The organism is Streptomyces sp. NPDC001903, from assembly GCF_042891345.1.
Classification (GTDB): Bacteria; Actinomycetota; Actinomycetes; order Streptomycetales; family Streptomycetaceae; genus Streptomyces.
Map to the genome: position 1 here is coordinate 563,995 of NZ_JBIASZ010000001.1, position 20,471 is coordinate 584,465.

The following is a 20,471-nucleotide window of genomic DNA, read 5'->3' on the forward strand; positions in this document are numbered from 1 at the left end:
CCCCGCTCAATCAGGTCCCCCGGTTAACTACTCGTACGTAGTCGCGCGGCCCGGACCAAGGCCTTGGCCGACATCTGCCGAGGCTCAGTCAAGTCGGTTGGGACTAACGGATGTACGTCCTGACACGGCTGTCACAGTGGCACCACGGACCCCTTCGGTGACTGGAGATTTGGGGTGGTGAGGGCGGAATATCCGGAGTGACAGCGCGGCCCGGAGGGGGGATCATGAGGGCCGTCTCAGTGGGTTCCGCGTGCGCTTCCGGCTGCCGGAATGTCCTGAATCCACTTCACTTTTTCTGAAGGATCGTTTCTGTTGCGTCCCACTCGTACGGTGGTCCTGCTCACCGCGGGGCTCGTCACCCTTCTCGGTGTACCGGCCGCCGCGGCCGCCGATGCGCCGGCCACGCTCTACGTCGACAAGTCCGACGCCAACTGCTCGGACACGGCGTCCGGCGCACAGGCGGCCCCGTTCTGCACGATCTCCGCGGCGGCCGCGATCGTGCGCCCGGGCCAGACGGTGCGGATCGAACCGGGTCAGCCGTACGACGAGGCCGTCACCGTCGACCGCTCCGGCGAGCCGGGCAAGCCGATCGCCTTCGTGTCCGGCGCCGCGGACGGCTACAGCCGGGTGGATCTCGGCAAGGGCCTGACCCTCACCGGTGCGGGCCACGTGGTGGTGCGCGGGATGTACATCGCCGACGGCATCCGCGTCTCGCGGTCCACCGACGTCGAGCTGGACCGGATCCAGAGCGGCGGGGGTGAGCTCGACGGCCTCGTCATCGGGGAAGGGAGCGCGGACGTGCGCTTCACCCGCGGCTCGGTGTGGGGGGTCCGGGTCGAGGGCGGCGCGCGGGGTACCGTCCTCAGCCGCAACGAGCTCAACGGAACCCTGGGTTCGAGCAACGTGGCGGTGGTGGACGCGCCCGGCACGGTCATCACCAACAACGACTTCTCCGCCCTCTGCGGGACGACCGTGTCGTTCGGCGGCGCCTCGACCGGCTCCGCACTGTTCAACAATGTGATCTTCAGCGAGTCCACCCACCGCGGCTGCGGGTCGGCGGCTCCGCGGGGCGGCGTCGACGTGTCGCAGAGCGCGGCCCAGGGCACGCGCGTGGACTACAACGTGTTGAGCGGTCACGGAACGCCGGCGGTGAACCCGTACACCTGGGCCGGCAAGGCCTACCCGAGCCCGGCGGCCTTCCAGGCCGCCACCGGCCAGGGCGCACACGACATCCTGGCGCCCGACGGCTACAAGGTCGGTGCGATGGACGGCTCGCCCACCATCGACTCCGCCGACGCGACGGCTCCGGGCGTCCTGCCCACCGACATCTACGGGAAGCCCACCGCCGACGACCCCCGCGTCCCGAACACCGGCAAGGACGGCGGGTACCTGGACCGCGGAGCCCGCGAGACCCAGGACAACCTGAAGGGCGTCCGGCTGGACCTCGACCCGTACTGGGCGCCGGTGGGCACCACGGTGAAGGCGACGGCCGCCCCGGACAACCGGTGGCCGGGCGCGCTGACGTTCCACTACGACTTCGGCGACGGCACGGCCCCCACCGTGACCAGGGCGACCACGGCCGAGCACGTCTACAGCGCGCCCTGTGCGTGGTGCGCGGTCAAGGTGACGGCCGTCTCCGACGCCGGGGAGACGGTGTCCGACGCGAAGTCGACGAACGTGACCGCGGCCGGGCCGCTCACCGCTGCCCTCGCCGTGGATCCGGTTCTGCCGACCTCGGACAACCCGATCGGCCACACCCCTCCGCTGAGCGTGGACGTCAAGATCGGGGCCTCCGCCACGCCCTGGCCGGTGGAGAGCGTGGACTTCGACTTCGGTGACGGTGCCACCTCGCACCAGACCGGTCTGTCCGGCACGGGTCACACCTACGCCCGGCCCGGTGAGTACAAGGTCACGGTGACGGTCCGCGACACGAAGGGGGCCACGTCCACGGCCGCGCGGAGCGTGAAGGTCGACTACGCGCCGTCCGGCTACGTCGCCACGGCGCCGTTCCGGCTGCTGGACACGCGTGCCAACGGCACCGTCCTCTGGGGCGGGAGCCCCACCGCGGTCACCCTGCCGGTCGGGATCAGCGTGCCGGACCACGTCCTCTCCGGCAGCATGGCCGCGGCCGTCCTCAACGTGACCGTCACCGGCGCCACCGAGGACACCCACCTCAGCGTGTGGCCCTCCGGCCAGCCGCGCCCGGCCACCTCGAACGTCAACGTCAAGGCGGGCGGCACCTCCTCCAACACCGTCACCGTGCCCGTAGGCGCCGACGGCAAGATCTCCGCCCAGCTCAACTCCGGCAAGGCCGCGCTCATCGTGGACTTCGTCGGCTACTACCAGCCCGGCATCGGCCAGCGGTTCAGCCCCATCGCCCCGACCCGCGTCGCCGACACCCGCACCGCGGGCGGCGCCCTGGGCGGCGGGCAGACCCGTACGGTGAAGGTCGCCGGCGTGAACGGCATCCCGGCCGACGCCACGGCCGTCGCGTTCAACCTGACCGGCACCGGCTCCACCGAGAACGCCCACGTCATCGCCTACCCGGACCCGGCGAAGCGGCCCGCGACCTCGAACCTCAACCTGGAACCCGGCAAGGACAAGTCGAACCAGGCCATCGTCCCCGTCGGCCCCGACGGCACCATCACGCTCTACACCAACACCGGCTCCACCCACCTGGTCCTCGACGCCGTCGGCTGGTACGGCAAGGACGGCAAGGCCCTGTTCACCCCCACCGTCCCGCGCCGCCTCGCCGACACCCGCACCACCGGCAAGCTCGCCCCCGGCGACACCGCCACCGTCACCGGCCTGCCCGCCGGCGCCGTCGGCGCGGCGCTCAACGTCACCGCGACCGAGTCCACCGGACCCGGCTTCCTCACCGCGTACGCGTACGGCACCACCCGCCCGGGCGCCAGCAGCCTCAACACCCGCCCCGGCGACACCGTCCCCAACCACGTCACCACCCCGGTCGGCGACGGCGGCCGCGTGTCCGTCTGGAACAGCTACGGCGGCAGCACCCACGTGATCACCGACCTGCTCGGCTGGTTCACGCAGGGCTGACCCGCCCCGCCACCCCTGCCGCCCCGGCCGCCCGTGCACCGCACGCGGCGCCCGGGGCGGCGGCGTTCGGGGCGGCGTCGGGGCGCGGTCCGGGGCGGAGTCCGGCGCCCGAGGCACCGTGGCAGGCGGGGCCCCGGTGAAGCTAGCCTTCCCGGGGTGATGCGCGGACGCACAGCGTGGTGCGGCCGCTTCGATCCGCAATCGCCTGCGAAGGTAGAACGTGTGAAGGCTATCCGTCGATTCACCGTGCGCCCCGTCCTCCCGGAACCATTGCTTCCGCTTGCCGATCTCGCGCGCAATCTGCGCTGGTCCTGGCATGCCGAGACCCGTGAACTCTTCCAATCCGTCGACCCCGAGGGCTGGCAGGCCGCCGGCGGCGATCCCGTCCGGCTGCTCGGCGCGGTCTCCGCGGCCCGGCTCGAGGAACTGGCCGGCGACCGGCGGTTCCTGCGCCGGCTCGCCGTCGTCGCCGCAGACCTCGACGACTACGTCCACGGCGGGAGGTGGTACCAGAGCCACGAGGACCATGCCGAGCTGCCCGCCGGGATCGCCTACTTCTCCCCCGAGTTCGGGATCACCGCCGCCCTGCCGCAGTACTCCGGCGGCCTCGGCATCCTCGCCGGGGACCACCTCAAGGCCGCCAGCGACCTCGGCGTCCCCCTCATCGGAGTGGGACTGCTCTACCGGCACGGCTACTTCCGCCAGTCGCTCTCCCGCGACGGCTGGCAGCAGGAGCACTATCCCGTCCTCGACCCCAACGAGCTCCCCGTCTCCCTCCTGCGCGACGGCGAGGGGGCACCGGCCCGGGTGACCCTGAGCCTGCCGGGCGGCCGGGCCCTGCACGCGCACATCTGGCAGGCCCGCGTCGGCCGCGTGCCGCTGCTGCTCCTCGACTCCGACGTCGAGGACAACGACTCCGGCGCCCGCGAGGTGACCGACCGGCTCTACGGCGGCGGCAGCGACCACCGCCTCCTCCAGGAGATGCTGCTCGGCATCGGAGGCGTGCGCGCGGTGCGCGCGTACTGCCGGATCACCGGGCATCCCGACCCCGAGGTGTTCCACACGAACGAGGGACACGCCGGATTCCTCGGGCTCGAACGCATAAGGGAACTGGAAGGGGAGCAGGGGCTCGGCTTCGAGGCCGCCGTCGAGGCGGTCCGCGCGGGGACCGTGTTCACGACGCACACGCCGGTGCCCGCCGGCATCGACCGCTTCGAGCGGGCCCTGGTCGCCCGGCACTTCGGGCCCGGCGCGGAGCTGGCCGCCCTGCCGGTCGACCGGATCCTGGAACTGGGCGCCGAGTCCTATCCCGGCGGCGATCCCGGGGTCTTCAACATGGCGGTGATGGGGCTGCGGCTGGCCCAGCGGGCCAACGGGGTCTCCACCCTGCACGGGGCGGTCAGCCGCGGCATGTTCGCCGGGCTGTGGCCGGGCTTCGACCCGGCGGACGTGCCGATCACCTCCGTGACCAACGGTGTGCACGCCCCGACCTGGGTGGCCCCCGAGGTGGTCCGCCTGGGCGTGCGCCAGATCGGCGCGGGCCGCACCGAGGACGCGCTGTCGGTGGGCGGCTCCCAGCGCTGGGACGCGGTCGCCGACATCGCCGACCAGGACATCTGGGACCTGCGGCGCGTGCTGCGCGAGCAGCTCGTACAGGAGGTGCGCGACCGGCTGCGCGCCTCGTGGCTCCAGCGCGGGGCGGCGGAGGCCGAACTCGGCTGGGTGGACTCCGTACTCGACCCGGACGTGCTCACCATCGGGTTCGCCCGGCGCGTGCCCTCGTACAAGCGGCTCACGCTGATGCTGCGCGACCCCGAGCGGCTGCGCGCGCTGCTCCTGGACCCGGTCCGCCCCGTGCAGATCGTCGTCGCGGGCAAGGCGCACCCGGCCGACGACGGGGGCAAGCGGCTCGTCCAGGAGCTGGTGCGGTTCTCCGACGATCCGCGGGTGCGCCACCGGATCGTCTTCCTGCCCGACTACGGCATGGCCATGGCGCAGAAGCTCTACCCGGGCTGCGACGTCTGGCTGAACAACCCGCTGCGGCCGCTGGAGGCCTGCGGGACCAGCGGGATGAAGGCGGCGCTCAACGGCTGCCTCAACCTGTCCGTGCTGGACGGCTGGTGGGACGAATGGTTCGAACCGGACTTCGGCTGGGCCATCCCGACGGCCGACGGGCTCGGGACGGACGAGGACCGGCGCGACGACCTGGAGGCGGGCGCCCTCTACGAGTTGATCGAGGACCGGGTCGCGCCGCGGTTCTACGACCGGGCCGGCCGCAGCGGACTGCCGGTGCGGTGGATCGAGATGGTCCGGCGCACCCTCGTCTCACTGGGGCCCAAGGTGCTCGCGGGCCGCATGGTGCGGGAGTACGTGGAGCGGCTGTACGCGCCGGCCGCGCGCGCCCACCGGGCCCTGGGCGCCGACGCGGCCCGGGACCTGGCCTGGTGGAAGGGCCGGGTCCGGGCGGCCTGGCCGCGGGTCGTCGTCGAGCACGTGGAGGCGCTGGCCGCGGCCCCGGTGAACGGCACCGCCGAGCTCGGGGCCACCCTCACGCTGCGGGTGCGGGTCGCGCTGGACGCGCTCACGCCCGAGGACGTGGAGGTGCAGGCCGTCGCCGGGCGGGTGGACCCGCAGGACGTGATCCGCGACGGTCGGTCCTTCCCGCTCAAGCCCACCGCCGGGCCCGACCTGGAGGGGCGCTGGATGTACGAGGGCCCGCTCGCCCTCGACCGTACGGGGCCCTACGGCTACACCGTACGGATCCTGCCCGCGCACCCGATGCTGGCGACGCCGGCCGAACTGGGGCTGGTCGCCGCCCCGGTGGAGACCGACGCGACCGGTGACGCGGGCGCGGGGGGCGGCGTGCTCCTGCGCTAGCGGCCGGGGCCCTCGGGGCTGCGCGGTTCAGGGGGCGGGCGGCGGATCCACCAGCCGCCCGCCCTCCACCAGCATCCCGGCCCGCTTGATGTTGCGCAGGGTCGGGATCACCTCCACGTGCCGGAGGCCCGGCACCGCGCCGACCCGCTCGGTCATGTACGTGTACAGCTCGTCGGTGTCCCGGCACACCACCGCGGCCATCAGGTTGGCCGTGCCCGTCACCGCGGCCGCGAACGGCACCTCCGGATGGCCGGCCAGCGCGGCGCCCGCCTCCGCCAGCTGCGCCGGCGCCGCGGTCAGCAGCAGCGTCGCCTCCGCTTCGAAGCCCAGGGTCGAGGGGACGAGCTCCAGGTCGAAGTAGAGCGCCCGCAGCTCCCGCAGCCGGTCCAGGCGCCGGCGCGCGGTGGACTCCGACAGGCCGGAGGCCCGGGCCAGCTCCGGATAGCCGGCCCGGCCGTCGTGGGCCAGCACCGCGAGCAGCGCGTGCTCGGCCTCGTCCAGGGTGTACCGCTCCCGCTCCCGCCCGTGCACCACGGGCGGCCTGGCCGGGGCCCGCCCCAGCGCCGCGATCTGCTCGGGCCGCAGCACGTCCAGGCCGCACCACCCCGTCGGGCCGCCGATGTAGACCCGCAGGATGGTGTGGGCGCTGACCCCGGTCACCCGGCGGGTGCGCGGCAGCTTGTCCAGCAGCAGGCCGTCGCGGTCCTGCCGGGTCCGGGCCTTGGTCAGGCAGTTGATCTCGGTGCCGCCGGAGCCGAGCTTCACCCAGGAGATGTCCGGCCGCCGGGCCAGCGCCTCGGCCACCGCGAGCGCGGCGTCCGGCGCGCACTGCACCCGCAGCCAGGATTCGAAGAGCCCGACGCGGTTGCCCAGCGGCAGCCCGATCACCCGGACCAGGCCCGAGGTCCGCAGCCGGCGGTAGCGGCGCACCACCGTCTGGTCGGAGACCTCCAGGACCTCGGCGATCTTGCTGAAGGCGGCCCGGCCGTCGATCATCAGGGCCTGCATCAGACCCCGGTCGAGGTCATCGAGCTGTACGGACGTCGTCATGGTTTCCATCATGACAGGGGCCGTCATGGATGAAATCCGGCAGCCGCAGGGGCCTGGGTGGGGGATCGGCCGCCCGAATGGGAGTTTGGAGCCACCGCCAACCCGAACCGATCACCTGCCGGGCCTCCGGGTCCCGAGGAGTTTTCCCATGCGTAAATGGCTCCCGCTCACCGCGGTGTGCCTCGGGGCGTTCATGCTCCTGGTCGACGTCACGATCGTGATGGTCGCCCTGCCCGACATGGCCGCCGACATGCACACCTCCTTCTCCGGACTCCAGTGGGTCGTCGACGGCTACGCCCTGGCCCTCGCCGCCCTGCTGCTCGGCGCCGGCTCCCTCGCCGACCGGATCGGCCGCCGCCGCGTCTACCTCGGCGGGCTCGGCCTCTTCGCCGCCGCCTCCCTCGCCTGCGGGCTGGCCGACGGCCCGGCCGCCCTGATCGCCTTCCGCGCCGTCCAGGGCATCGGCGGCGCCGCGATGTTCGCCACCACCATGGCCCTGCTCAGCAGCGCCTACCAGGGACGCGACCGGGGGATCGCCTTCGGCGTGTGGGGCGCGGTCAACGGCGCCGCCGCCGCGGCCGGTCCGATCATCGGCGGGCTGCTCACCCAGCACTTCGGCTGGCGCTGGATCTTCTTCATCAACCTCCCCGTCTGCGCCCTGGCCGTGTACGTGACGTACCGGTCGGTCGCCGAGTCCCGCGATCCGCGTGCCAAGGGCCTCGACCTGCCCGGCATGGCAGCGTTCACCACGGGCGCGGCGGCCGTCACGTACGCGCTGATCCGGGTCGGCGAGAACGGCTGGACCGGCGCCGCCACCCTCGGCCTCTTCGGCCTCGGCGCGGCCGCCTTCGCCGCGTTCGTCCTCGTCGAGCTGCGCAGTTCCCGCCCGATGCTGGACCTCTCGCTCTTCCGCAGCCGCTCCTTCGTCGGCGTCATGGCCGGGGCGCTGCTGCTGTCCGGCGCGGCGTTCTCGTACCTGATGTACGTCTCCCTGTGGCTGCAGTCCGCGCAGGGGATGGGGCCGGTCTCCGCCGGTCTGGTGCTGGTGCCGCTGAGCATCTCCTCGTTCGCCGTCTCCGCGGCGGCCGGGCGGCTGCTGCACGGGGCTCCGGCGCGGCTGACCATCGGCGGCGGGATGCTGCTGATCGGGGCGGGCGCGCTGCTCCAGGCCTGGATGACGGACGCGGGCGACGGCTGGTCGGCCCTGGTCCCGGGGCTGGTGGTGACCGGGCTCGGCGTGGGCATGGCGACCCCGGCACTGGCTGCCGCGGCGATGGGGGCCGTGGCCCCGGCCCGGGCCGGCATGGCCGGCGGGGCCCTGAACACCGCGCGGCAGCTGGGCATGGCGCTCGGCGTCGCGGTGCTCGGCGCGGTCTTCCAGGCCGGGCTGCGGGACGGGCTCAGCGGCTCCGGCCAAGGGCACGGCACGGCCGAGGCGTTGGCCTCGGGGCGGGCGGGGCAGCTGCTGGCGGCGGGCCCGGCCGCGCGGGTCTGGGTCGAGGAGGCCTTCGCGAGCGGGCTGCGGGGCACGTTCCTGGTCTCGGGGCTGATGGGGCTGGCGGGGGCGCTGCTGGTGCTGGTGCTGGTCCGTACGAAGGCCGGAGCCCAGACCCACGCCCCGGCCGCGGCCGCGGCCGCCGTTCCGGCTCCGGCCGCCGGGGGCGCCTCGGCATCCGAACGCGCATCCGTGTAGCGGGCGGCGGGCGGCGGGCGGCGGGCGGCCGGTGGGGCCGTGCGGGTGAAGGTGGTCGGGCCGGGAGGGTGAACCTTCGAACGTGTTGCGCATGGCGCAGTGCTTCGGCGTGGAATACCGCTCTCGCCTCTGCCCGCTGGGTGCCACCGGCGCGGCACCCTGTGCCCACAGAAACGGACTGCCCCCCATGCGTCTTCGCCAGACCGCCGTCGCGTTCCTCGGCGCCCTCGCCCTCGTCCTGCCGACCGCCGGCCCGTCGCTGGCCGGCGGCCACGACGACCTCGGCCGGCTGCAGTACATCATCGACAACGACGAGCGGGCGCAGATCCGCCCGGCGGACAACGACACCTGCTACGAGCTGACGGACACCTCGCGGGGCCGCCCCGCGACGGCGGTCCACAACGGCACCGAGTCGCGGGCCCTGCTCTACCCGAACCGCGCGTGCGGCGGCCGGGTGGAGCGCGAGCTGCAGCCGGGGGACACGGTGTACAACGTCGCGGTCCTCTCGGTGACGTTCGTGCCGGTCCGCAGTCACCACGACGACTGCGACGACGACTTCCGCCGGGGCGGCTGCGGCGATTCGCGCTGGGACGACGACTTCCGCTCCGCCTTCCGCAACAACGGCTGACCTCCCGGTCCGCCGAGCACGGGCGAGGGTCCGGCCCCCGAGGGGGCCGGACCCTTCGCGTCCGTCAGCGCACCCCCGCCGCCAGCCACCGCACCACGTCCGCCGCCGAGTACGGGGAGGCCTCCGGGGAGAGCCTCGGCAGGAACGACAGGTCCTTGCCGATCGTCACCAGCGGGGGCTCCACCCGCCCGCCCGGCCTGCGCTGCGCCAGGCCGATCGTGGCCAGCAGGCCGTTGCACAGGCACCGTCGCCCCTGCGTGTCGGCCGCGTCGCCGCCCTTGCGGACGTACGCCGCCACCGGCTCGGCCGCGCACCGGTAGAGCAGACCGCGCGGGCCCCGTACGGGAGTCCGCAGGAAGCCCAGGTCGCAGACCCGCTGCCGGGCCGCCGCCACCTCCGGGTCGGAGACCGTGCCCGGCAACTCCGCCACCTTGAAGGGGAACGAGGTTGGCGAGGCCTGCGGGTCGTTGCGCACGGTCAGGGTGCCGGCGCGGGCCCGGTCCCGCAGCTCCTCGCGCAGACCGCGGGCCATCCCCGACTCCTCGCACAGGGCGAACGCGCTGCCGATCTGCACCCCGGCCGCCCCCGCGGCCCGGGCGGCGGCGACCGCCTCCGGGCTCGCCTGGCCGCCGGCGAGCCAGAACGGCAGCCCCAGCGCCGCCATCCTGGCGAGGTCCGGTTCGTCGCGCGGCCCGTACACCGGCTCCCCGGTCCCGTCGAGCCGCATCGGCCCGCGGGGCGGTGCGCTGTGGCCGCCCGCCGCGCCGGTCTCGACGACGAACCCGTCGGGCCGGGTGGCCTCGTCCCGGGCCAGGTAGGCGGCCAGCACCGGGAGGGAGACGATCGCGAGCACCTCCGGGCGGCGCAGCGGCCCCGGCACGTGCCCGGCCAGCAGCGCGGCGGGGTCGAAGACGTGGTCCAGGGGAGCGTCCCCGTGCGGTCCCGCCTCCACCGCGATCCGCGTCACGCAGGGTTCGCAGCGCGCCAGCCGGTCGGCGAGGGCAGGGATGTGGCCGGGGACTCCCGCGCCCACGAGCACGTGGTCGACGCCTGCCAGGATCGCGCCGAACATCGCCGGGGCGGTGGCGAGTCGGATCTTCTCCAGGTAGTTGACTCCGATGACACCGTCGTGTCCCTCCTTGGCGAGCCAGACCTCGACGAAGTTGCCGAGGACGGTGAGGACTTCCGCCGGGGACCCGCCGGCGGCGCGCAGCCGCGGGGTGGTCCGCATCCGGGCGCTCGCCCCGTCGCCGAGGCCGTCCGGGCGGAAGTAGCAGTCGAGCGCGGTCTGGGCGAGCTCGGGGAGCGGGAAGGCGGCCAGCGCCCGGCGCGCGTGCCCGCCGGGGTCGCCGGTCTGCAGGACCCGGGCCAGTACGACGTCCAGAGCGGTCCCGGAGACCACGCCCAGCTGGCCCTCCCGGGACACGGCGCGGGCCAGCCGCCAGCCGGAGACGCCGACGCCCATGCCGCCCTGGATCAGCCAGGGCCGCTCCCGGGCGGGGACGGCCGCGGGGGTGCGCGCGGCAGGGACGGTCGTGGGGGTCTGCGGCATGGGGCACGTCCTCGGGTCGCCCGGACCTACGGTCGCGTAGGTTCGCTTCCGTTTCAGTGTCCGGCGCGCGGGGGCCGCGGTCGGCCGCCGAAGGTCCCGGCTCGCCGGGGCGCAGGTCCCGTACGGCAGGGGCACATGGAACAGGGCCGCCCGGGAGGGTCTCTCCCGGACGGCCCCGCGTTTTCAGTGGGTCAGCCGTGTGGCTCTACCTGCCCCGGTGGGGTCAGAAGGTGAGCTTCCAGCTGTCGATCTTGCCCGTGTCCAGGCTGGCGAGGTCCGCGACGCGGAGCTTCCAGGTGCCCTGGGCGACCTCGGACGAGGCGTTCACGGTGAAGCTCTGGATGATGTTGTCCGCGCTGCCGCCGGTGCGGTTGCGCAGGTTGTAGACGGTGCCGTCGGGGGCGACCAGGTCGACCTTCAGGTCACCGACGTAGGTGTGGAGGATGTTGACGTCCACCTTGAGGGTGCTCGGCGCGTTGCCGGTCCGGGTCACCGTGATCGGGGACTCGACGGTCGCGTTGTCCGCGATCGCGTAGTCGTTCGTGTTCTCGAACACGTTCTGCTGGGACGTGCCGACGGTCCAGGTGAAGGACGTCGTGCCCGTCTTGCTCGCCGAGTCGGTCACCGTCACGGTCACGTTGGACGTGCCCGCGGTGGTGGGGGTGCCCGAGATCAGACCGGTCGAGGCGTTGATCGACAGGCCGGCCGGGAGGCCGGTCGCCGCGTAGCTGAGCGCACCCGGGTTGGTGCTGGTCGCCTGGACCTGGAGGCTCACGGCGGTGTTGATCTGGGTGGTCTGGTTCGCGATCGGGGTGACCGAGACGCCGGACTGCGGCGGACGGGCTCCGACGTTGATGCCGGCCCAGGCGTTGGCCACGTTGTTGTAGGTGACCGAGTTCGCGCCGTACAGGTCGGCCGCGGCCTGGAGGGTCGCCGTACGGGCGGCCGCGTAGTTGGTGTTCGACTTGAAGTAGCCCACCGTCAGCGCGCGGAACCAGATCTTCGCGGCGGCGTCGCGGCCGATCGCGGTGACCGGGAGGCCGTCGGAGGTCGGCGAGTTGTAGCTGACCCCGTTGATGACCTTGGCGCCGGAGCCCTCGGACATCAGGTAGAAGACGTGGTTGGCCGGGCCCGAGGAGTAGTGGACGTCGATGCCGCCGATGCCCGAGTACCACGCGTCCTTGGAGCCGCCGTCCTTGCTCGGCTTGTCCATGTAGCGCAGCGGGGTGCCGTCGCCGTTGATGTCGATCTTCTCGCCGACCAGGTAGTCGCCGACGTCCTGCGGGTTGTTGGCGTAGAACTCGACGGCCGCCGCCATGATGTCGGAGGTCGCCTCGTTCAGGCCGCCGGGCTCACCGCTGTAGGTCATGTTGCCGGTGACCGAGGTGAGGCCGTGCGTCATCTCGTGGGCGGCCACGTCGATGGACGTCAGCGGGTGCGTGTTGCCCGTACCGTCGCCGTACGTCATGCAGAAGCAGGAGTCGTCCCAGAACGCGTTGACGTACGCGTTGCCGTAGTGGACCCGGCTGTACGGGGCCACGCCGTCGTTGCGCAGGCCGTTGCGGCCGTGCACGTTCTTGTAGTAGTCCCACGTCAGCTGTGCGCCGTAGTGCGCGTCGGCGCCGGCGGTGGCGCGGTTGGACGCGGCGCCGTTGCCCCACACGTCGGTCGTGTTGGTGAAGAGGCTGCCGGTGCCGGAGCTGCCGCCGTTGAGGTCGTACGTCTTGTGGTTGCCGCGCCCGGCGTCGGTCAGCGTGTAGTTGCTGCCCGACTGCGAGGTGCCCATCGTGACCTGGCCGCTGTACATGGTGTTGCCGGTGCCGGTCTCGATGGCCTGCCACTGGGTGATCTTCGCGCCGGTCTTGGCGTCGGTGACCACGTGCAGCTCGCTCGGGGTGCCGTCGTCCTGGAGGCCGCCGACGACGGTCTCGTAGGCGAGGACGGGGGCGCCCTCGGCGGCCCAGATCACCTTGCGGGCGTTCTTGGACGCCTTGGCGTCCTTGGAGCCCTCGGAGTTCGCGGCGGAGACGGCCTGGCCCTCGGCCGCGGCCGGGGTGACGGTGGCCGTGGTGTCCGCGACCTTGATCTCGTGGTTGGTCGCCCGGGTGATGCTCTTGGTGACGCCGCCCTTGGCGTGGACCGTCAGGTCGCCGCCGAGCACGGGGAGTCCGCCGTAGGTGCGCTCGTACGTGGTGTGCGTGGTGCCGTCGGCGTCCTTGACGACGTCGCGTACGACCAGCTTCTCCTGCTCGCCGAGGCCGAGGGCCTTGGCCGCCTGGACGGTGGTCGAGTTGGCGTCGGCTATGAGCGTCGCACGCTCGGAGGGGCTGAGATTGACGGCGGCCGCGCCCGGGTTGGCCTGAGCGGCGTTGCGTGCCTGCGACGCGGTGGCGTCGGCGGAGGCGGTGCCGGCCTGGATGCCGACGGCGAGCAGTGCGGCGGCGGCAACGAGAGCGCCGGCCGCGGTGGCACGCCTGTGGGGGGTGTGACTCAACGCAGACTCCTTCTGCAAGGGGGGTGCCGGAGAGCTGGGTGGGCCTCCGGGCAGAGCAGGCTGGTGCGAAGAACGGATCGAAGAGTGCCAGCTGCCGGCGTCGATGTCAGGGCCGCGTCAAAAGGTTGGCTGGAAACGGTTCGTTGACCGATGAGACGTATCCGGTATCCGGACCATTCACCTTCGCGTGCGAAAGAGGGGTCCGATATCTGGAACGGTTGGTACCGGTTGCTAACACTTGCGCAACAAGAGGCCTCGTTCGGGCAATCGGCATTTGTCGTACGGGCGTTTGTCGTACTGTTTCCCGGTGCGCCAGTTGTCCGAAGCCAGGGGAAGCCACGGGCACGCGCCACTGTCATAGACCACGTGCCAGGGGGGCCCATGAGGCATGTCCATTTTCCTGCGCAAAGACTGGCCGGAGCGGCAGCAGCGACCGCGGGGCTCGCGGCCGCCCCGGCGAGGCGGATCGGCGACAAGGCGCGCTGGTACCTGCCGGCCGCCCTCACGGCCGACTTCCTGGGCGCCGCGATCCCTGTAGGGCTGGTCTTCCAGGCGGCGCAGCAGGTCCGGCCGGTGTACTGCGCCCTCGGCGCGGCGCTCGCCTGGACCGGGGTGCAGGCGGTGCGCCGCCGCTACGCCTCCCGCGCGCTGGGAGAATCGCGCGGAGTGCTGCCCGTCCTGCACGACTGGCTGATTCTCATCGGTGTCCTGGCCGTGGCACGCGTGGTGACCGGTGAGAACACCCCGCGGCTGTCCGCACTCGGCGCCCTGCTGCCCGCCCTCCTCGTCACCGTGGCCTGCCACAAACTGACCTACCGCCACCTCTCGGCGGCCCGCCGCGAGGCGCACGCCGTCAGCCGGGTCCTGGTGGTCGGCGAACCCGGCGCGGCCGGGGCCGTCATCGAGCACCTGGCCGCGCGCACCGACCACCCCTACGTGGTCGTCGGCGTGGTGCCGGTCGGCACCGGAGCGCTCGAAGGCGGGGTGCCCGTCGCGGCCCGGCTCGACGAGAGCGTGCCCGAGGCCCCGAACGCGGACTCGAGCGCCGTGCTCGGCGCCGTCCGCAGCCACCACGCCGACCTCGTCCTGGTCGCCCCGGGAGCGCGGATCGCGGGGGAGCGGCTGCGCAAGGTCGCCTGGGCGCTGCACGACGCGGGGCTGGAACTCGCCGTCTTCCCCGGGCTCGTGGACGTCTCCGTCAAGCGGCTGGAGACCGTGTCCGCCGGCGGGCTCGCCGTCCTGCGGGTGGCGCCTCCGGTGAGCCGGGGCGTGCAGACCGTGCTCAAGTCGGCCCTCGACCGCACCGGTGCCGCCGTCGGGCTGCTCCTGCTCTCGCCCGTCTTCCTCGGCATCGTCCTGGCGATCCGGCTCGGCTCACGCGGCCCGGCGTTCTACCGCCAGGAGCGCATCGGGCGCGACGGGGCCCCGTTCACCATGTGGAAGTTCCGCACCATGGTCGTGGACGCGGACCGGCTCAAGAACGAGCTGTCCGGGGCCAACGAGAACGACGGCCTGATGTTCAAAATCCGCCGCGACCCCCGGGTGACCCGGGTGGGCCGGCTCCTGCGCCGCACCTCCATGGACGAACTGCCCCAGCTGCTGAACGTGCTGAGCGGGCACATGTCGCTGGTCGGCCCGCGCCCGCCGCTGCCGGAGGAGGTGGCCCAGTACGACGAGGTCGAACTGCGCCGGCTCACCGTGCGGCCGGGCATGACCGGGCTGTGGCAGATCAGCGGGCGCTCGGACCTCTCCTGGGACGAGACGATCCAGCTCGACCTCCAGTACGTCGACAACTGGTCCTTCACCAGTGACGTCGACGTCATGGGCCGTACCCTCCGCGCCGTCGTCGACGGCCGCGGAGCGTACTAGAAGGAGTCCCGGCCGTTGCGCTCAGCCCTGCTCGCGCCACCACCGGTAGGTGGAGGCGATCCCGTCCCTCAGCCTGATCTCCGGCTTCCAGCCCAGCGAGGTCAGGCGGGTGACGTCGAGCAGCTTGCGCGGCGTGCCGTCCGGCTTGGAGGTGTCCCAGGCGAGCCGGCCGCGGAAGCCGGTGACCTCGGCGACGGTCTCGGCGAGGGCCTTGATGGTGAGGTCCTCGCCGCAGCCGATGTTGACCGGCTCGTCCCCGTCGTAGCCGCCCAGCAGCACCGCGCAGGCGGCCGCCAGGTCGTCCACGTGCAGGAACTCGCGGCGCGGGGTCCCGCTGCCCCACAGCGTGACCTCCTCGCGCCCCTCGGCGGCCGCCTCGTGGAAGCGCCGGATCAGGGCGGGCAGCACGTGCGAGGTCTCCAGGTCGAAGTTGTCGCCCGGGCCGTAGAGGTTCGTCGGCATCGCCGAGATGTACGAGGCCCCGTACTGCTTCCGGTACGACTGGACCTGGACGATGCCGGCGATCTTCGCCAGGGCGTACGCCTCGTTGGTCGGCTCCAGCGGGCCCGTCAGCAGGGCGTCCTCGCTGATGGGCTGCGGGGCCAGCTTCGGGTAGATGCAGGAGGAGCCCAGGAACAGCAGGCGGCCGACCCCGGCGGCGTGCGCGCCGCCGATGACGCTGAGCTGGATCTTGAGGTTGTCCTCCAGGAACTGCACCGGGTAGGTGCTGTTGGCCATGATCCCGCCGACCTTGGCGGCGGCCAGCACCACGGCGTCGGGGCGGACGTCCTTCAGGTACGCCTCCGTGGCGGCGGCGTCGCGCAGGTCGAGGTCGGCGCGGCCCCGGGTGAGCACCTCGTGGCCGTCGGCGGTGAGCCGGCGGGCGACCGCGGAGCCCACGAGGCCGCGGTGGCCCGCGACGAAGACGCGGGCGTTCGGGGGCAGGAGCGGCAGCGAACTTGTCATACCGCCGATGATGCCAGTCCGCCGCCGCGGGCCGCGGACGAGGTCCGGCCGCCGGACGGGCGCCGCCCGCCGCAAGCGGAATCCGGGCGGAAGGGGCGGGCGCGGGCCGTGTACGGTACGCATCCAGCCTCGTACGGGTGGGGCGGCTGGGGCGGGGCCCCGCTCACCAGAACAGACCGACACGATCCCCAGGGGGACCCCAGATGGGCAAGACCGCACTCATAACCGGCGTCACCGGGCAGGACGGCTCGTACCTCTCCGAGCTGCTGCTCTCCAAGGGCTACACGGTGCACGGCCTGGTGCGGCGGTCCTCCAGCTTCAACACCGAGCGGATCGACCACATCTACCAGGACCCGCAGACCGCCAACCGGTCCTTCGTCCTGCACCACGCCGACCTCTCCGACGGCGTCGCGCTCGTGAACCTGCTCCGCGAGATCCGGCCCGACGAGGTCTACAACCTCGGCGCCCAGTCGCACGTGCGGGTCTCCTTCGACGCCCCCCTCTACACCGGCGACGTGACGGGCCTCGGCGCCCTGCGCCTCCTGGAGGCGATCCGGGCCAGCGGCGTGGACACCCGGATCTACCAGGCCTCGTCCTCGGAGATGTTCGGGGCCACCCCGCCCCCGCAGAACGAGCGGACCCCGTTCCACCCGCGCAGCCCGTACGGCGCCGCGAAGGTGTTCGCGTACTGGACCACGGTGAACTACCGCGAGGCGTACGACATGTTCGCCGTCAACGGGATCCTGTTCAACCACGAGTCCCCGCGCCGCGGCGAGACCTTCGTGACCCGCAAGATCACCCGCGCGGTGGCCCGGATCAAGGCGGGCCTCCAGGAGCACCTCTACCTGGGCAACCTGGACGCGGTCCGCGACTGGGGCTACGCCCCCGAGTACGTGGACGCCATGTGGCGGATGCTCCAGCAGGACGAGCCGACCGACTACGTCGTCGCCACGGGCGTGGCCGCCACGGTCCGCGAGTTCGTGGAGTCCTCCTTCGCCCACGCGGGTCTCGACTGGGCCGACCACGTGCGCTACGACCCGAAGTACGAGCGCCCGAGCGAGGTGGACGCCCTCATCGGCGACGCCTCCAAGGCCAATGAACTGCTTGGCTGGAAGCCGACGGTGCTCGTGGCCGAGCTGGCGCAGATCATGGTCGACGCCGACATCCGGCAGGTCGAGGACCAGCTGGCGGGCGTGACGGTCCGCATCGACCGCTGAAGGCCTTATATTTCCCCTACGATTTGCCGTGTCCCGGTCATCTCCACTGGTATCGGTGGATGTGGCCGGGGCAAACCCGTCGTATGTCCGTTGTGCGCCCTCCCACCTGAACCGTTCATTCCAAGTTGGTATGCAATGGGTCAAGGGAGGTGACCGGGTCCCCGCAGGAGCCCTAGTCTGCGCCAGTACATATGGCTGTTCGGATAGTTCCAGCCATCAAACCGGGCGATTGCCCTGGGGGGCTCATGCGTAGATCCAGAGGGCTGACTGCTGCCCTCGTCCTGTCACTGGCCGGCGCCGGCACCGGCATAGGGCTGGTGCTGATGCCCGAGGCGTCCGCCATCACGCCTCCCGTGGCATTCACCGCCGACGAGCTGCCCACCTGGCAGCCCAACGGCATCGTCTTTGCGATGGCCGAGGCGAACGGCACCGTCTTCGCCGGCGGCACCTTCTCGGCCGTCCGCCCGCCCGACGGCACCAGCGGTGCCGAGCAGGAAGCGGTCAACTTCGTGGCGCTCGACGCCGCGACGGGCAACCCCACCTCGTGCAAGCTCGCCTTCACCACCGGCGACGGCAGTGCGACCGTGCGTGCCCTCGAGGTCTCCAAGGACAAGAAGACCCTGTACGCGGGCGGCTACTTCGGCGCCGTCAACGGCACCCCGGTCTCCAGCGTGGCCGCGATCGACATCGCGACCTGCACCCCCAAGGCCGCCTTCCACCCGGGCTTCCCCGCCACCGTGCGCGGACTCGCCGTCACCGACGACACCGTGTACGCGGCCGGCGACTTCGGCACCGTCGAGGGCCAGACCCGCGAGCGGTTCGCCGCGGTCGACGCCGGCTCCGGCGCCCTCAAGCCCTTCACCGCCAACGCGGACGAGCCCGGCCGCGCGGTCGAGGTCACCCCGGACGGCAAGAACGTCCTGCTGGGCGGCGACTTCTTCGACATCAACGGCAAGAGCACGCACGCCCTGGCCGTCGTCAACGCCACCACCGGCGCGGTCACCAAGACGTACAGCAACATCCCGTCGAACTCCGTGGTCAAGGACATCGCCACCGACTCGACCGGCTTCTACACCGGCAACGAGGGCTCCGGCGGCGGTGTCTTCGACGGCCGCATCGGCCTGAACCTCAGCGACTTCAGCGAGAAGTGGCGCGACCGCTGCCTCGGCGCGACCCAGGCCGTCCTGCCGTACGACGGTGTGCTCTACAGCGCCTCGCACGCGCACGACTGCTCGCTCGAGGGCCAGTTCCCCGACGGCAAGCGCAACTTCTTCAACGCGCAGCTGACCAACTACGAAGGCGCCGCCCCCGCGCCCGTGGACGGTTTCGTGCGCAGCCCGCGCAAGCTCGGCTGGCACCCCACCGCCAACGACGGCATCGGCGAGGGCATCGGCCCGCGCACGCTGACCATCGCCGAGAAGAACGACGTCAAGTACCTGTGGTCCGGCGGCGAGTTCACCACGATCAACGGCAAGCCGCAGCAGGGGCTCACCCGCTTCGCCTCCACCGGCGACATCGGCGCCCCGACCACCCCGGTCGCGAGCGCCGGCAGCGTCAAGCCCGGTGAGGTCCAGGTCCGCTGGCGCACCAGCTACGACGCCGACGACAGCAAGCTGACGTACCGGATCTACCGCAACGGCTCGTCCAGCCCGATCGCCACCGTCGCCGCCGACTCCCTGGAGTGGCAGCGTCCGCAGGCCTCCTGGACCGACACCACGGTCAAGGCCGGCCAGTCGTACACCTACCGCGTGACGGCCACCGACGCGGCGGGCAACACCAGCGCCCTGTCGGCCAACGCCGCGGTCACGGTCCCGAACTCGGTCCAGTCCTACCCGGACCAGGTCCGCACCGACGGCGCCTCCCTGTACTGGCGCTACGACGACACCGTCAGCCCGTACGTCGCCGACTCCTCGGTCTCCGGCAACACCAGCGGCGTCCAGCTCAACGCCCCGGCGCTGCGCCAGACGCCCGGCGCGATCAGCGGCGCCAGCACGGCGATGGGCTTCAACGGCACCAGCCAGCAGGTGTACAGCGACCACCGCCAGACGGTGGGCAGCGCGTTCTCGGTCGAGACCTGGTTCAAGACCAACACCACGCGCGGCGGCAAGCTGATCGGCTTCGGCAGCAACACCGACCGCAACAGCGGGTCGTACGACAAGCAGATCTACATGACCAACACCGGTCGTCTGGTCTTCGGCGTCAGCAACGGCTCCGCCCGCACCATCACCACCGGCCTGTTCGACACGTACAACGACAACAAGTGGCACCACGTCGTCGGCACCCTGGGCGCCGGCGGCATGGAGCTGATCGTCGACGGCCAGAGCAAGGGCACGCTGAGCGTGTCCAACCCGGTCTCGTACGAGGGCTTCTGGCACGTGGGCGGCGACAACCTCAGCGGTTGGCCGACCAAGCCCACGAGCAACTTCTTCGCCGGCCAGATCGACGAGACGGCCGTCTACCCGAAGGCGCTCACCGCGGCCCAGGCCAAGAAGCACTACGACCTGGCCAAGGCCCCCTCCGACACGGTCTCCAAGGTCTCCGCGACCGAGGACACCTACGTCAACCAGGGCGCCCCGAGCGCGGCCAACGGCGCGACCACCTCGCTGGCCGTCCGCGGCACCTCGGCGTACCAGACGTACCTGCGCTTCAACCTGCCGGCCGCGCCGGCCGGACAGGTCCTGAAGTCCGCCTCGCTCCAGATCAAGACGTCGACCCAGGCGAGCGCCGGTACGGCCGACAAGATCTCCGTGGTCCCGGTCACCGGCACCTGGAGCGGCGCGAGCACCACCTTCAACACCAAGCCCGCCCTCGGCGACACCGAGCTCGGCTCGTTCGCGAGCGTGCCGGACGGCTCGGCGATCCAGAGCACCCCGCTGGACACCGCCGCGCTCACCCCGGTGCTGGGCAGCAGCTACAGCCTGGCCCTGACGAGCACGGGCACCGACCCGCTGTGGATCTGGTCCATGGAGTCGACGGCCGCGGACGCCGCTCCGCAGCTCGTCCTCACCTTCGGCCCGAAGTAACCGACCGACGGATGCGGGGCCCGGCGCGGAATCCTGCCGGGC

The 20,471-nt window shown here is 72.4% G+C and carries 11 protein-coding genes; 7 read left to right on the plus strand and 4 right to left on the minus strand.

Translation table 11 applies throughout. The features are described from left to right. Window positions 1–312: 312 nt before the first annotated feature. Window positions 313–3,060: a PKD domain-containing protein gene (locus ACFYZS_RS02645; RefSeq protein WP_389005989.1), complete on the plus strand. Its 2,748-nt coding sequence runs from the start codon at window positions 313–315 to the stop codon at window positions 3,058–3,060. Window positions 3,061–3,282: 222 nt separating this feature from the next. Continuing rightward, window positions 3,283–5,937: an alpha-glucan family phosphorylase gene (gene glgP / locus ACFYZS_RS02650; protein ID WP_389005991.1), complete on the plus strand. Its 2,655-nt coding sequence runs from the start codon at window positions 3,283–3,285 to the stop codon at window positions 5,935–5,937. 27 nt (window positions 5,938–5,964) lie between these two features. On the opposite strand, the gene ACFYZS_RS02655 is transcribed toward glgP, so the two are convergent. Continuing rightward, window positions 5,965–6,987 (minus strand): Lrp/AsnC family transcriptional regulator, encoded by a 1,023-nt coding sequence (locus tag ACFYZS_RS02655; RefSeq protein WP_389005993.1) that lies wholly within the window; start codon window positions 6,985–6,987, stop codon window positions 5,965–5,967. A 148-nt stretch (window positions 6,988–7,135) separates the two neighbouring features. Here ACFYZS_RS02655 and ACFYZS_RS02660 point away from each other — a divergent pair, with 148 nt between their 5' ends. Both ACFYZS_RS02660 and ACFYZS_RS02665 read left to right on the plus strand, forming a co-directional pair. Continuing rightward, complete coding sequence (locus tag ACFYZS_RS02660; protein WP_389005995.1) at window positions 7,136–8,680, plus strand: MFS transporter; 1,545 nt, start codon at window positions 7,136–7,138, stop codon at window positions 8,678–8,680. Window positions 8,681–8,867: 187 nt separating this feature from the next. Beyond that, window positions 8,868–9,308 carry a hypothetical protein gene (locus ACFYZS_RS02665; RefSeq protein ID WP_389005997.1) on the plus strand — a complete coding sequence of 147 codons (441 nt, stop codon included), beginning with the start codon at window positions 8,868–8,870 and terminating at the stop codon, window positions 9,306–9,308. A gap of 64 nt (window positions 9,309–9,372) precedes the next feature. On the opposite strand, the gene ACFYZS_RS02670 is transcribed toward ACFYZS_RS02665, so the two are convergent. Together ACFYZS_RS02670 and ACFYZS_RS02675 are read right to left on the minus strand one after the other, a co-directional pair. Next, on the minus strand, window positions 9,373–10,860 hold the full coding sequence (locus tag ACFYZS_RS02670) for a nitronate monooxygenase (protein WP_389005999.1): 1,488 nt from the start codon (window positions 10,858–10,860) through the stop codon (window positions 9,373–9,375). A 223-nt stretch (window positions 10,861–11,083) separates the two neighbouring features. After that, window positions 11,084–13,354 carry a M4 family metallopeptidase gene (locus ACFYZS_RS02675; protein WP_389006001.1) on the minus strand — a complete coding sequence of 757 codons (2,271 nt, stop codon included), beginning with the start codon at window positions 13,352–13,354 and terminating at the stop codon, window positions 11,084–11,086. 381 nt (window positions 13,355–13,735) lie between these two features. Between ACFYZS_RS02675 and ACFYZS_RS02680 the strand changes: the two genes are divergently transcribed. Continuing rightward, window positions 13,736–15,223 carry a sugar transferase gene (locus ACFYZS_RS02680; protein ID WP_389006003.1) on the plus strand — a complete coding sequence of 496 codons (1,488 nt, stop codon included), beginning with the start codon at window positions 13,736–13,738 and terminating at the stop codon, window positions 15,221–15,223. A gap of 21 nt (window positions 15,224–15,244) precedes the next feature. Here the strand turns inward: ACFYZS_RS02680 and ACFYZS_RS02685 are convergent, their stop codons facing one another. Beyond that, on the minus strand, window positions 15,245–16,189 hold the full coding sequence (locus ACFYZS_RS02685; protein WP_389006005.1) for a GDP-L-fucose synthase family protein: 945 nt from the start codon (window positions 16,187–16,189) through the stop codon (window positions 15,245–15,247). Between the two features lie 203 nt (window positions 16,190–16,392). Here ACFYZS_RS02685 and gmd point away from each other — a divergent pair, with 203 nt between their 5' ends. Both gmd and ACFYZS_RS02695 read left to right on the plus strand, forming a co-directional pair. Further along, a complete protein-coding gene (gmd, locus tag ACFYZS_RS02690) occupies window positions 16,393–17,406 on the plus strand; it encodes a GDP-mannose 4,6-dehydratase (RefSeq protein ID WP_389006007.1) in 1,014 nt (337 codons plus the stop codon). A gap of 245 nt (window positions 17,407–17,651) precedes the next feature. Beyond that, complete coding sequence (locus ACFYZS_RS02695; RefSeq protein ID WP_389006009.1) at window positions 17,652–20,429, plus strand: LamG-like jellyroll fold domain-containing protein; 2,778 nt, start codon at window positions 17,652–17,654, stop codon at window positions 20,427–20,429. Window positions 20,430–20,471: the final 42 nt, after the last annotated feature.

Bases quoted from the DNA above. Each gene is read 5' to 3' on its own strand.
- ACFYZS_RS02680 (WP_389006003.1), top strand. From the start codon at position 13,736: ATGAGGCATGTCCATTTTCCTGCGCAAAGACTGGCCGGAGCGGCAGCA.
- ACFYZS_RS02660 (WP_389005995.1), top strand. From the start codon at position 7,136: ATGCGTAAATGGCTCCCGCTCACCGCGGTGTGCCTCGGGGCGTTCATG.
- ACFYZS_RS02670 (WP_389005999.1), bottom strand. From the start codon at position 10,860: ATGCCGCAGACCCCCACGACCGTCCCTGCCGCGCGCACCCCCGCGGCC.
- ACFYZS_RS02655 (WP_389005993.1), bottom strand. From the start codon at position 6,987: ATGACGACGTCCGTACAGCTCGATGACCTCGACCGGGGTCTGATGCAG.
- ACFYZS_RS02665 (WP_389005997.1), top strand. From the start codon at position 8,868: ATGCGTCTTCGCCAGACCGCCGTCGCGTTCCTCGGCGCCCTCGCCCTC.
- ACFYZS_RS02685 (WP_389006005.1), bottom strand. From the start codon at position 16,189: ATGACAAGTTCGCTGCCGCTCCTGCCCCCGAACGCCCGCGTCTTCGTC.
- gmd (WP_389006007.1), top strand. From the start codon at position 16,393: ATGGGCAAGACCGCACTCATAACCGGCGTCACCGGGCAGGACGGCTCG.
- ACFYZS_RS02695 (WP_389006009.1), top strand. From the start codon at position 17,652: ATGCGTAGATCCAGAGGGCTGACTGCTGCCCTCGTCCTGTCACTGGCC.